Origin of the sequence: Octadecabacter antarcticus 307 (genome assembly GCF_000155675.2) — a bacterium.
Taxonomy (GTDB): domain Bacteria; phylum Pseudomonadota; class Alphaproteobacteria; order Rhodobacterales; family Rhodobacteraceae; genus Octadecabacter; species Octadecabacter antarcticus.
In genome coordinates, this window is record NC_020911.1 from 4,118,120 (window position 1) to 4,131,911 (window position 13,792).

Below are 13,792 nucleotides of genomic sequence, written 5' to 3' on the forward strand. Positions count from 1 at the left end.
TGAGTCGTCCCGATGATCCTGACAAACACCCACATTTCGACGCTACAAAGCGATGACAGCTTTGGATTAATCGAACACGGTGCCATTGCGGTGCGCGGTGAAACGATTGCGTGGGTCGGGACCGCAAAAGACATTCCCGTGAAGTATCACGATGACGTTGCGCATGACCTCGGCGGGCGATTGGTGACGCCCGCCTTGATCGATTGTCACACCCATGTCGTGTTTGGCGGCAATCGTGCGCGCGAATTTGAACTACGTTTGAATGGTGCCAGTTACGAAGACATTGCATTGGCCGGTGGCGGTATCGTGTCGACAGTGACAGCCACCCGCGTGGCGGGTGAGGATGCGTTGCTCGCCGATGCGCTTACCCGCGTGGACGCCATGATCGCCGAAGGCGTGACACTGATCGAGGTGAAATCCGGCTATGGTCTGGATCAAGATACAGAACTGAAAATGCTGCGCGTTGCGCGCGCCATTGCCAAAGCCCGCCCGATTGATGTGCGCACGACGTTTCTTGGCGCACACGCCGTTCCCGCCGACTATGCGGGTCGGGCTGACGCCTATATCGACGAAGTTTGCATCCCTGCCCTACGCGCCGCCTACGCCAACAGATTGGTCGATGCGGTCGACGGATTTTGCGAAGGCATCGCATTTGACCCTACACAGATTGCGCGGGTGTTTGATGTCGCTATGGAACTGGGCCTGCCGGTAAAATTACACGCCGAACAATTATCAAACATTGGCGGAACAAAGCTGGCAGCGCGTTACGGCGCATTGAGCGCGGACCACGTAGAATACGCGACGGACGCGGATGCCGCAGCGCTTGCCGCGTCCGGCACCGTCGCCGTTATTCTGCCGGGCGCATTCTATACGTTGCGCGAGGTCCAAGCACCGCCGATCCAGTCGTTTCGCGACCACAGTGTCGTGATGGCGCTAGCAACCGATTGCAACCCCGGATCATCACCGCTGACGTCGCCACTGCTGGCGATGAACATGGCCTGTACCCTTTTCCGCATGACCCCGCTTGAGGCCCTGTTGGGCATGACGGCACATGCGGCGAGGGCACTGGGAGAGAAAAATCGCGGTCGCATCACTGCCGGATCGCGCGCCGACATGAACGTCTGGAACGCCGCCCACCCTGCCGAATTGTCCTATCGCATCGGATTCAACCCGCTTCATTCTCGCATTTTTAAGGGGTCACTATGACTGTCATCCTCACACCCGGTTTCGCGACCCTTGCGCAACTGCGCGACATTTGGTCAGGCCAAAAACCTGCCGCCCTTGACCCAACATCGCATGCAGGCATCAACGCCGCTGCCGATTTGGTCGCGCAAGCCGCTGCGGGCGATGACGCCGTTTACGGGATCAACACAGGTTTTGGCAAACTGGCCAGCGTCAAGATCGCAGCCAAAGACGTCGCCACCCTGCAACGCAACCTGATCCTGTCCCATTGCTGCGGCGTTGGTGATCCGCTCGATAGGGCAACGACCCGCCTGATGATGGTGCTGAAACTGCTGTCACTCGGACGTGGAGCATCCGGTGTGGTCATGTCCACTGTCGACATCATCGAAGCGATGTTGGCCAAAGGCGTCACACCCGTGATCCCAGGTCAGGGATCGGTCGGCGCGTCTGGCGATCTCGCCCCACTGGCGCATATGGCCGCCGCGATGATCGGCGAGGGTGAGGCGATTTTTAACGGCGTTCGCATGGCCGCTTCCGACGCTTTGGCGCAGGCTGGGTTGAGCCCGATCACATTGGGCGCAAAAGAAGGCCTCGCGCTGATCAACGGCACGCAATTTTCGACCGCCTGTGCGCTTGTTGGACTTTGGGGGGCATGGCAAAACGCAGCCGCCTCTGTCGTAACCTGCGCGCTGTCAACGGACGCGATCATGGGGTCAACTGCGCCGCTGGAAGACGCCATTCACACCCTGCGCGGCCACGCCGGACAGATCGCAGTTGCGCGGGCACAACGGGCCCTGATGGACGGGTCACAAATTCGCGACAGCCACCGCGACGGCGACACTCGCGTGCAAGACCCCTACTGCATCCGGTGCCAACCGCAGGTGACAGGCGCAGCAATGGATTTGCTACATTTCGCAGGTCGCACGTTGGAGGTTGAGGCCAATGCAGTCACCGACAATCCGCTCGTACTGGTGACAGAAGGGCTGATCGTTTCGGGTGGCAATTTCCATGCTGAACCGGTCGGTTTCGCAGCAGACCAGATTGCCGTCGCCGTGTCGGAAATCGGCGCGATTGCCCAACGCCGTGTGGCGCTGATGGTCGATCCGACATTGTCGTTTGACCTGCCACCGTTCCTGACCCCTGATCCCGGCCTAAATTCTGGCCTGATGATCGCAGAGGTAACGACGGCTGCATTGATGAGCGAGAACAAGCACCTCGCCAACCCTTGCACCACGGACAGCACGCCGACATCCGCAAACCAGGAAGACCACGTCAGCATGGCCGCCCACGCCGCGCGCCGGTTGGTGCGAATGAATGCCAACCTCAACGTTATTATCGGCGTCGAAGCGATGTGCGGCGTGCAAGGCATCGAATTTCGCGCACCTTTGCAAACCAGTGCGCCGTTGCAGGCAGCTATGGCGGTTTTGCGCACAAAGGTCGCGACGCTTGCGCAAGATCGTTATATGGCACCGTCAATCGAAGCGGCTGCAGATATGGTCGCGACGGGAACGCTGTGTGGTTCAGTGACGCTATCGGCATTCGTAAAAGGCTTTGCAGAATGACCCCCGTTTCAGTGACACAAGGCGCTGGCCCAATCGTTCTTGGCTTGCCACATGCAGGGACGTTTGTGCCCGATGATATAAAGGTCGCATTGAACGAAAACGGGCGAAAGCTGGCCGATACCGATTGGCATATTGATCGGCTTTACGACGGGCTGATCGCTGACATCACAACCGTCAAAGCCAACTTTCATCGCTACGTCATTGACGCCAATCGCGACCCAACAGGCGTCGGCCTTTACCCCGGCCAGAACACCACGACTTTGGTGCCGACTACGGATTTCGACGGGTTGGACATTTGGGATACCCCGCCAACGGACACGCAGATTGATGCGCGCAGGATCGCGTTTCATGCCCCATACCACGCGGCGTTATCGGCGGAATTGTCCCGCCTGCAGGAACTGCACGGGTTCGTAATTTTGTTCGACTGTCATTCGATCCGTGCAGACATCCCGTTCCTGTTTGATGGCACCCTGCCCGACTTTAACATTGGAACCAATATGGGCGTCACCTGTGCGCCCGAGATTGAGGCTGTCACCACGGGGATTTGCAATGCTGCGGCGGGGTACACATCCACCGTCAATAGCCGTTTCAAAGGCGGCTGGACGACGCGGTATTACGGGCAACCTGACAGTGGCATCCACGCGATCCAGCTGGAACTGGCCCAATCCAGCTATTTGCACGATGAGGCTACGCCCTGGACTTATGACCACGCTAAAGCCAATCGTCTGCGCCCACATCTAACTGAAACCCTCACGGCATTGGCCAATCTTTCACCGACCCTAGGAGGCACCTCATGACCAATTCACGCCACAACCTGCGCGATGTCTACCCGCCCACTGGCAGCGAGATTACCTGCAAAAGCTGGCTGACCGAGGCCCCGATGCGAATGCTGATGAACAACCTGCATCCCGACGTGGCGGAAAACCCGCACGAACTGGTGGTGTATGGCGGCATCGGGCGCGCCGCGCGCACATGGGAAGACTTTGATGCCATCGTCGCGGCACTGAAGGAACTGGGAGAGACCCAGACGTTGCTCGTGCAATCGGGAAAACCTGTTGGCGTATTCAACACCCATAAAGATGCACCCCGCGTGCTGATCGCGAATTCCAATCTCGTGCCGCATTGGGCGACGTGGGATCACTTTAACGAGCTCGATAAAAAAGGCCTCGCGATGTACGGCCAGATGACCGCGGGGTCGTGGATTTATATCGGCACGCAAGGCATCGTGCAGGGCACGTATGAAACGTTCATGGAAGCCGGGCGTCAGCACTACGATGGCAGCCTGACAGGGCGCTGGATCTTGACCGGTGGTCTTGGCGGCATGGGCGGCGCGCAACCCTTGGCCGCAGTGATGGCAAGGGCGTGTTGTCTGGCGGTCGAATGCGATGAAACCCGCGCCGATTTCCGGCTGCGTACGCGATACGTCGATGAAAAGACCCATGACCTTGACGACGCATTGGCGATGATTGCCGCTTGGACCAAGGCAGGTGAGGCAAAGTCCGTGGCACTGATTAGCAATGCCGCCGATGTGTTCCCTGAACTGGTTAAACGCGGCGTGAAGCCCGACATGGTCACAGACCAGACATCCGCGCACGACCCGATCCACGGCTATCTACCACAAGGTTGGACTGTAGCTGAATGGCGCGAAAAGCAGGAAAGCGAGCCAAAGGCGGTCGAAAAGGCCGCCCGCGCATCAATGAAAGTGCAAGTCGCCGCGATGGTGGATTTCTGGAACGCTGGCGTGCCGACACTGGATTATGGCAACAACATCCGACAGGTCGCGTTGGATGAAGGGCTTGAAAATGCCTTCGCCTTCCCCGGATTTGTGCCCGCCTACATCCGCCCGCTGTTTTGCCGCGGCATTGGCCCGTTCCGCTGGTGCGCGCTGTCTGGTGACCCCGAAGACATCTACAAAACCGATGCCAAAGTAAAAGAACTGATCGACGATCCACACCTGCACAACTGGCTTGATATGGCGCGCGAACGCATCGCGTTCCAAGGCCTGCCTGCGCGGATTTGCTGGGTCGGTTTAGGCTTGCGGGACAAACTGGGGCTGGCGTTTAACGAAATGGTGCGCACGGGTGAATTGTCCGCCCCTGTCGTGATTGGTCGCGATCATCTCGACAGCGGATCGGTCGCGTCCCCGAACCGTGAAACCGAAGCCATGAAAGATGGCAGTGACGCCGTGTCCGACTGGCCATTGCTGAACGCAATGCTGAACGTGGCGGGCGGGGCCACCTGGGTGTCATTGCACCACGGCGGTGGCGTTGGCATGGGCTTTTCGCAACACTCCGGCATGGTCATCTGCTGTGATGGCACAGAAGATGCCGATCGACGCATCGCCAACGTCTTGTGGAATGATCCTGCAACAGGCGTGATGCGCCATGCCGATGCAGGATACGATGACGCACTGGATTGTGCCCGTGAAAATGGGTTAAATTTACCGGGCATATTAGGGAGATAGGCAGATGTTTCTAAAGAACGCTTGGTACGTTGCGGCGTGGAACCATGAAGTCACCCGCGATTTGCAACAGATCACCGTCTTAGGCGAGAACGTATGCGTATTTCGATCCGAGGCGGGGGAGCTTGTGGGGCTAGAAGACGCATGCCCGCACCGCAAATTACCGCTGTCCAAGGGACGCATCAAAGGCGACACCGTTGAATGCGGCTACCATGGTCTAACGTTTGATTGCGCCGGCCAATGTGTCTGGGCACCCGGGACAGGACGCATTCCGTCCAATGCCCGCGTTCACGCATACCCCTTGCACGAAAAATACGGGTTGGTCTGGATTTGGATGGGCAATCCGGCACTGGCCGACGTGACTGACATTTTTGAGATCGAAAATTACGGCAACCCTGCGTGGGGCATGAACCGCGGCGATGCGATGGAACTAGACTGTAATTATTTACTAATGTGCGACAATCTTCTGGACCCGACGCACGTTGCGTGGGTGCACCAGAACAGCTTTGCGGCCCCCGCCACCAAGGACACACCATTGCGGGTCTCCAAGACGGAAACCGGTGTCGTTGTGCATCGCTGGATGATGGATCACGAACCAGCGCCGTTCTACAAAAAGGTCGTGGAATTCAAAGGCAATTGTGACCGTTTACAACACTATGAAGTCCGCTTTCCGTCTCATGCCCTGATCAAGGCAGTCTTTACACCTGCCGGAACCGGCGGCCCCGATGGTCCGCTGCATAAAGACACCTTTGTCATGGACAGCTATAACTTCATGACGCCCACAACAGACAGCAAGACGCGCTATTACTGGTTCCAACTGCGCAATATCCGCCCCGACGACGCAGCCTTGTCCAAAATGATGACAGAGGATGTGCAACACGCGTTCGAAGAAGACCGCGATGTGTTGAACGCCGTACAAAAAGGCATGAGCAACAAATCATCGCCACATATCGACCTGCCGATTGACGGTGGGCAATTGCGGTTTCGGCGTCAGTTGCAGGCAATGATCAACGAAGAACAGCAAGTCGATCGCCAAATGGCTGAATAGTCGCCACTATTTTCGCCAATGTTGACTTTGGTATCACGGTGTCGGTCATGCAATGCGTTGGGTCACCTTACTGGCAATATTTAACGCCGAATAGGATATCATCAGCCAGATATGCGAATACACCGCACAGATGGATCGGCTGATCAGGAAAATATCCTTCTGATCAGCGTTCGGGCGGCTTGAGAAAGACGTTTCTACAGCTGGGCGAGGGTCACTAAAATTGCGTACCAAAGCTATCGCCAGATTTTCACTTGGTAATAGCCAAACTGCTGTTACCAAGGCGCCATGGAATATCTTATACCCCCCCCCGCCGCAGCGACCGCACTGTTTGACAGCCTCGCCGCATATCCCGCGCCCAGCATTGATGCAGAACGCGCGTCGGCCCTTTTGTCGCGCTGCCCTGTCGCACAGGTGACCCCGCTGGCGTCCGTGCCAGACTTGGCCCAACATGCAGGTGTCGGTGCGGTCTTTGTCAAAGACGAACGCGAACGTATGGGGCTTGGAAGCTTTAAGGCGCTCGGGGCGGCCTATGTCATCGCCCGTGACGCTGAACTGGGCCGCGCGGCTGGGCAAACTTATGTCACTGCAAGCGCGGGCAATCATGGCTTGTCTGTTGCGGCGGGCGCGCAAGCGTTCGGTGCGAAGGCGGTTGTTTTTCTCGCACAAACAGTTCCAGAGGCCTTTGCCGACCGACTGCGCGATATCGGTGCCGATGTGCGGCGCCATGGTGCGATTTATGAAGACAGCATGGCTGGTGCCGCTGCCGCCGCAACCGAAAATGACTGGGTCCTGCTATCTGACAGTTCTTGGCCAGGATATTTTGAACGACCACATGTGCTCATGGAAGGCTATCTTGTGCTCATGCAAGAAGTGGTCGACCAGATGGACGCCCCCCCGACGCATATATTCCTGCAGGCTGGCGTGGGCGGCCTTGCCGCGGCATCGGCAGCTTATGCACGCAAAGCGTGGGGGGCAACGCCGCGTATTATTGTCGTTGAACCAGACGCCGCACCTGCGCTTTTCGCATCCATCAAGGCGGGAAGCCCGCAAGTAACGACAGGTCCAAGTTCGCAAATGGGCCGTTTAGATTGCAAAGAACCGTCGTTGATTGCGCTCAAAGGTCTCGCACAGGACGCCGACGGTTTCATGCTGATCACCGAAGCCGAAGGCGCCACCGGCAGCGATATTTGTGCGGCGGCCGGATACGCATCAACGCCGTCAGGCGCTGCGGGTGTGGCAGGATTGATCGCGGCAAAGGCGGATCAAGCAGCGTTCGGGCTTACAACAGATGCCCGCGTTCTTGTGATCTTGAGCGAGGAAGCGAGCTGATGTCACCCCCGATCCGTGGGTTTGCAACAGCAGAATTCACCGCGCGGACACTGCGCGCACAGGCTGAAATGGCGCATAAGGGACTGGCAGCATTACTGCTGACGACAGAACCGGAAGTGCGCTATTACACGGGCTTCCTAACACGGTTTTGGGAAAGCCCGACACGACCTTGGTTCATAGTTATTCCGGCTGGTGGTGATCCGATTGCGGTTATTCCATCGATCGGGGCGCACCTGATGGGGCAAACGTGGATCACGGATATCCGCACGTGGCAGGCCCCTGATTACGATGATGACGGGACCGGCTTACTGGCCCAAACCCTGCGCGACATCACGCCATCAAACGGCAAAATCGGTATTGCGCATAAAATGGAGAGCCACGTTCGTATGCCACTCGCCAGCCTGAAAGCGATTGAGGCATCTTTGAATGGGCGTGCGCTGGTCGGGGACGGCGGCATAACCCGCGATCTGCGTTTGGTGAAATCTGAGGCCGAAATCGCCAAGATCCGCACCGCGGCCCAGATTGCAGATCGCGCCTTTGATCGCGTGTCTGAGATCGCCCGCGAAGGGATACCATTATCAAAGGTATTCCGCGACTTTCAGGCGCTGTGTTTAAGTGAGGGCGCTGATTGGGTTCCATATCTGGCAGGCGCGGCGGACCGTGATGGGTATAACGATGTTATTTCGCCAGCAACAGATTCGCGCCTGTGCCAAGGCGATGTTTTGATGCTCGATACTGGCTTGGTGTGGGACGGGTATTTCTGCGATTTTGACCGCAATTTCAGCGTCGGCGAACCCAGAAAAGCCACTCAATCGGCCCACGCCCAACTCATTGATGCGACCCATGCCGCTTTTGCACTGGCGAAACCGGGGGCTATGATATCGGACCTGTTTCACGCCATGAATGGCGTCATCAACCCGAGTGGTGAAACCATGGAGGCAGGGCGACTTGGCCATGGGCTGGGCATGCAACTCACCGAATGGCCGTCAATCATCGCGCGCGATCATACCTTGTTGGTCGAAGGAATGGTGTTGACGTTGGAACCATCGGTGAACCTACAGGACGGAAAAATCATGGTGCACGAAGAAAATATCGTAATCCGTGAAAGCGGCGCTGAATTTCTGTCCACGCCGCAAGATCGCCAGATAAGGATCGCGGGATGACCCTTCCCTATGACCTGACATCATCACGCCCAAAGCAGATCGGACTTATCGTTCTGCAAGCGGATGAAACGCTTGAACGCGACCTGCGTTTATTATTGCCCGACAGCGTGGAATTTCTCGTCAGCCGCGTCCCATCCGCCACAAGTGTTTCGCGTGAAAGCTTGCAAGCTATGGCGAACGATCTGACACAAGCAGCATCCCTTTTACCAAGTGGCGCAACCCTATCGGCGGTTGGTTACGGCTGCACGTCCGGCACAGCGCAGATCGGGGCGAGCCAGATTGCTGCACTTATTCAAGCGGGCATTCAAACCCCCAAAGTGACCGAACCCGTCTCTGCGTTGATCGCGGCCTGCGCCCATCTCGGTGTGACACGTATCGGGCTAATCAGCCCCTATGTCGCCAGCGTGTCAGATCAATTGCGCATCGTATTGGCCGACGCCGGAATCGAGGTTACGCAATTTGCCAGCTTCGATGAACCGACCGAAGAACGGGTCGTTCGGATCTCGCCGGACTCAATCGCGAACGCGGCTATTGCAATGGCGCGCGCAGATGACTGTGAAGCTGTGTTTTTATCCTGCACGAACCTGCACACATTGGATGTGATTGACCGTGTCGAAAAGCAGATCGGAAAGCCCGTCCTATCAAGCAATCAGGTCCTAGCATGGCATCTTTGCAGGCTTATGGACATGTCCGCGGAACGGCCGCAGTTTGGTCGACTGTTCAATCCCGACAGCGGCAATTAATTCACCCTATTCGGCAGGCACCACATCCGCCGTGCCCACGCGCCTGTTGCGTTCACCGAACATCAGTAAGGCTGGCGTCACAACCAAAGTGAGCACCGTTGCCACCACCAATCCACCTGCAATTGCTGACGACAGTTCTGTCCACCACTGCGTGGATGGGGCACCGTAAACAATATCGCGCGTAAAGAAGTTAAGGTTGAGGCCGATGACCATGGGCATCAAACCCAGCGCCGTCGTCACAGACGTCAGAACAACCGGACGCAGGCGTTGCGCGCCCGTGCGAAGTGCAGCCTCAAGCGGTGATTGCCCCGATTTCTTAAGATCATTGTAGGTGTCGATCAACACGATGTTGTTGTTCACCACGATGCCCGCCAAGGCGATGACGCCAATACCGCCCATGACAATTCCGAAAGGGCGACCCGTGACCAGCAGGCCCAGCAGGACACCCGCGATGGAAAAGATAATCGCACTCATCACAACAAAGGCTTGGAAGAAACTGTTGAACTGCAAAACCAAGATCACGAACATCAAGAAGATCGCGGTGACGAAGGCCCCAACGAGGAAGATCATGCTTTCGGCCTGATCCTCCGCCTCACCCGCGAAACTGAATACAACGCCATCAGGTAGATCGGCTGCATTAAGTGCCGCGGTAAGCGCGATTACCTGATCGTTGACCAAGATATCCGGTGCTACATTGGCTTCAATCGACGTAACGCGTTTTTCGTCGATGCGACGGATCACGCCGGTGCGTTCTGAAGGTGCAAAGGTCACGAAATTGGAAATCGGCACAAGGCCCGACGACGTCGGCACGCGCAAACCCGCGAGTTCAGACAATGATCGTTCTGCGCGCGGGAACCGCACGCGAATATCCAAGCTACCGTCAATGTCATCGGGGCGGTAGTCGGCCACGGTGATACCTTGGGTCAGCAATTGCACGGCCTGCCCCAAAAGGCTGACGTCAGCCCCAAATCGTGCGGCTTCGGCGCGGTTCACAAGGATCGAAACCTCAACTCCGGGCACGGGGCGCGTGTCGGTCACATCGGTAAACCCGCCCACGGCGTCCATAATGTCGCGGATTTGCTGCACACCTAGCGCCTGATTGTCAGGGTTGCGCGCCATGACCTGTAAATTTAGGGGCTTTCCTGTCGTCGGCCCGCCACTTTCGGTTTGGACTTGCACGTCGATGCCAGCGATATCCGACACACTTTTCCGGATATCGACACCGATCTCTGCGGCTGTGCGCCTCGTGTCCCAAGGCGTCAATTCCAGCTGCAACGTACCGATGGTTTCTTCGTCGCCCTGCCCCGCGCTCATCATGGATCGCGCGTAGATGCTGGCTATTTCGTCATACCCCAGCAATCTGTCTTCGACAGCACGCACCAGTACATCGCGTTCGAAGATTGAAAAATTATCACGCGCTCGAACTTGGACCTGCATAAAATCAGGTTCAATCGACGGGAAGAAGGTGACGCCCTTACCGAATTGTCCATAAAGGCTAAAGCCGCCAAGCAGTAGTGCAATCGCCAACAGCAGTGTCGCAGCAGGCCGCAAAACTGCCTTTTCCAACAAACGCACGTAGGCCCCGGTGAATCCCGTCATATCACGCGGATCGCCAAATTCGGCTGCGTGCAACGCGGCCTTAGATTTCGCCGTTTGCGGCGCGCGTTTGCCGATCAGGCCACCGACAACTGGAATAAAAATCAGCGCCATGAACAGCGATGCTGACAGGGTCAGAATGACCGTGATTGGCAGGAATTTCATAAATTCACCAATCATACCTGTCCAGAACAGCAACGGGAAAAACACGCTAAGCGTTGTGGCTGTAGATGCGATGATGGGCCATGACATGCGTTTGGCGGCAAACGAATAAGCGTCTTTTGGCGACGCACCTTCTTGTAGCTTTCGGTCGGCCAATTCGGTTGTGACGATGGCACCGTCTACCAACATTCCCACCACGAGAATAAGCGAGAACAGCACCACGATATTCATCGTGTAACCCATCGTCCACAACGCGATAACACCCGCCAAAAACGCACCGGGGATCGACAGGCCCACCAAAATGGCAGAACGCGTGCCGAGGGCGAGGACAATGACGATCATCACAAGGATCACAGCAGCGATGACGTTCGCCTCAAGATCGCTTAGCAGGTCTTTAACACTTTTGGACTGGTCTTGCAGATAGGTGATTTCGATGCTGTCAGGCCACTCATCTTGTAATTCGTCCACCAATGCTTTCACGGCGTCAACGGTTTCGATGATGTTCGAACCCGAGCGTTTGGTGATTTCCAACGCTAATGCGGGCTGACCGTTGATCCGCGCGAACGAACTGGGATCTTCGAAGGTGCGCCGGATCGTGGCCACGTCCCCGAATGTCACAACCGCATTGCCACGCACCTTGACCGGCATCGACATCACGTCTTCGAGGTTTTCAATCAGGCCCGGGACTTTCAGGACGATGCGCCCGGATCCTGTTTCAATCGCCCCCGCTGCGATCAATATATTGTTGCGCTGGATTTGCCCGATCAATTCATCAAACGACAAATTGTATGTTTGGAAGACCGTCGGGTCGATCAACACTTCAAGAAATTCGAACCGCTGTCCACCAATATCGACCTCCAGCACACCTTGAAGACCTTCAATTTCTTCCTGCAATGTCTCGGCCAACTCGTTCAGGGTTCGTTCGGGAACCGGGCCAGATAGGATCGCGGTGATGATCGGAAACAGAGCGGTGTTAATCTCGGTGATGGTGATGTCACGGGCGTCATCGGGCAGGTCATTTTGCGCGCGATCAGCAGCTTCACGGACTTTATCCAGCGCCTCTTGGTTGTCTCCACCGGGGTTGAATTCAAGCTGGATGCTGGCAAACCCTTCGGACGCATCTGAATTCATGCGTTGAAGCCCGGTGATCGATCCGAACTCAGTCTCCATCGGTTCCAACAACAGGCGTTCCGCGTCTGTCGGGCTGATCCCGTCCAATCCGGTCGAGACATAAAAGAATGGCAGTGGCACCTCGGGGTCGGCTTCTTTCGGGATTGCAGAATAGGCGTATGCGCCCACCGTCAACACCAGAATAAGCGCCATCACAACAACACGGGACCGCGAAAATGCTGCGTCTATAAGACTATGCACTAGTTTGTTTCCCCGACACTCGGCCCGACACTGGGATCAACGGTCTCTCCCGCATTGACATATCCTTGGCCGACGGTGATGACATCAACGACGTCCGGCAGACCAGTGACCCAGATGCCATCGATCTGCGCCTTGACGATCTGAATGGCAAAAAATTCAACCATGTTTTCGACGTTGACGGTTTTGACGCCAGGGGTCCCGTCAGTATCGAGCGAAACGATAGACGGCGATAGGAAATGCGCCGTGACTTCCCCCGTTGGAATGATGACCTCAGCCGAAATTCCACCTGGAATTACGCCGCCAGCGTTGGCAACTTCGATCTCAGCCAAGAATGTGCGGGTTTCGGATGCGGCTGACGTGCCAACAAACGTGACCGTCCCAACGCGCTCTTCGCCAGTGATAAACCCGATCGTCGCTGGCTGGCCGATGGACAGTCGTGTTAGCGACTGTTGCGGCACCTGAATGGCAACCGTCAGCGGTGTGATATCAACCAGCCGCCCAATTTCGGTGCTGATAGACACGAATTCGCCTTCGTCCAGGTCAAGGGTTTCGATCCGCCCCGCAAACGGTGCCGTTATTGTAAGCGCCACTGCATCCTGTTGAACGGCAGTAACTTCTGCCTGTGCTGAGGCCAGCGTTGCGCGCGCTTGTGACACCCGATCCGCCGTTGCGACACCGCGTTCAAGCAGGGCTTCGGCATTGTCGAATTCGCGCTGCGCCTGCGCCAGTTCTTCAGCTGCACGGTTGGCATCGGCTTCGTTGTTGGTCGGATCAAAACGCGCAATCACATCACCTGCAATCACGTCCTGGCCTTTTTGCACCAAGACTTGCAAAATCTCGCCTGACGTTTCAGCCCGCATCATCGTGTCACGGTCCGGCAGCGCCTGGCCCTCTGCCTGATAGAACTGCGTCACTGTTTCTGCCTGCGATGTCGTCACGGCCACAGCGACAGGTTTTGGCGTTTCACGCACAGTTACTGGTGTGGCCTCTGCGGACGGAATGATAAATCCGCTGCCCATCCAACCAACGATGGCAATAACCAGAAAACCTGCGATCCACGTTGATCGAGACGCGCCTTTGTCGGGCGAAAATACCAACTTCTGCGGCGCAGTATCTTTGCTTGCAGAACCGCCTTCGGACGGTGAATTTTTCTGTGTCATGCGCTTGATCCTTCA

Annotated in this window: 10 protein-coding genes; 8 read left to right on the plus strand and 2 right to left on the minus strand. The window is 56.8% G+C overall.

From position 1 onward, the window contains the following. Positions 1–12: 12 nt before the first annotated feature. The 8 genes from hutI to OAN307_RS21125 all read left to right on the plus strand — a co-directional run bounded on the left by hutI (position 13) and on the right by OAN307_RS21125 (position 9,488). The gene (hutI, locus tag OAN307_RS21090; protein WP_015501523.1) at positions 13–1,206 is read left to right on the plus strand and encodes an imidazolonepropionase; all 1,194 of its coding nucleotides are present in this window, start codon (positions 13–15) and stop codon (positions 1,204–1,206) included. After that, entirely contained in the window at positions 1,203–2,744 is a 1,542-nt protein-coding gene (hutH, locus tag OAN307_RS21095) for a histidine ammonia-lyase (protein WP_015501524.1), read from the plus strand. Before hutI ends, hutH begins: the two co-directional genes overlap by 4 nt. Next, entirely contained in the window at positions 2,741–3,541 is an 801-nt protein-coding gene (gene hutG, locus OAN307_RS21100) for an N-formylglutamate deformylase (RefSeq protein WP_015501525.1), read from the plus strand. The genes hutH and hutG overlap by 4 nt, the downstream gene beginning before the upstream one ends. Continuing rightward, on the plus strand, positions 3,538–5,208 hold the full coding sequence (gene hutU / locus OAN307_RS21105; RefSeq protein WP_015501526.1) for a urocanate hydratase: 1,671 nt from the start codon (positions 3,538–3,540) through the stop codon (positions 5,206–5,208). The genes hutG and hutU overlap by 4 nt, the downstream gene beginning before the upstream one ends. Before the next feature lie 4 nt (positions 5,209–5,212). After that, a complete protein-coding gene (locus OAN307_RS21110) occupies positions 5,213–6,253 on the plus strand; it encodes an aromatic ring-hydroxylating dioxygenase subunit alpha (protein WP_015501527.1) in 1,041 nt (346 codons plus the stop codon). A gap of 285 nt (positions 6,254–6,538) precedes the next feature. Continuing rightward, complete coding sequence (locus tag OAN307_RS21115) at positions 6,539–7,582, plus strand: pyridoxal-phosphate dependent enzyme (RefSeq protein ID WP_015501528.1); 1,044 nt, start codon at positions 6,539–6,541, stop codon at positions 7,580–7,582. Continuing rightward, the gene (locus OAN307_RS21120) at positions 7,582–8,745 is read left to right on the plus strand and encodes a M24 family metallopeptidase (protein ID WP_015501529.1); all 1,164 of its coding nucleotides are present in this window, start codon (positions 7,582–7,584) and stop codon (positions 8,743–8,745) included. The genes OAN307_RS21115 and OAN307_RS21120 overlap by 1 nt, the downstream gene beginning before the upstream one ends. Continuing rightward, a complete protein-coding gene (locus OAN307_RS21125) occupies positions 8,742–9,488 on the plus strand; it encodes a maleate cis-trans isomerase family protein (RefSeq protein ID WP_015501530.1) in 747 nt (248 codons plus the stop codon). The genes OAN307_RS21120 and OAN307_RS21125 overlap by 4 nt, the downstream gene beginning before the upstream one ends. A 6-nt stretch (positions 9,489–9,494) precedes the next feature. On the opposite strand, the gene OAN307_RS21130 is transcribed toward OAN307_RS21125, so the two are convergent. Both OAN307_RS21130 and OAN307_RS21135 read right to left on the minus strand, forming a co-directional pair. Beyond that, the gene (locus tag OAN307_RS21130; protein WP_044044189.1) at positions 9,495–12,617 is read right to left on the minus strand and encodes an efflux RND transporter permease subunit; all 3,123 of its coding nucleotides are present in this window, start codon (positions 12,615–12,617) and stop codon (positions 9,495–9,497) included. Further along, complete coding sequence (locus OAN307_RS21135) at positions 12,617–13,777, minus strand: efflux RND transporter periplasmic adaptor subunit (RefSeq protein ID WP_015501532.1); 1,161 nt, start codon at positions 13,775–13,777, stop codon at positions 12,617–12,619. The genes OAN307_RS21130 and OAN307_RS21135 overlap by 1 nt, the downstream gene beginning before the upstream one ends. Between the last annotated feature and the right edge of the window lie 15 nt (positions 13,778–13,792).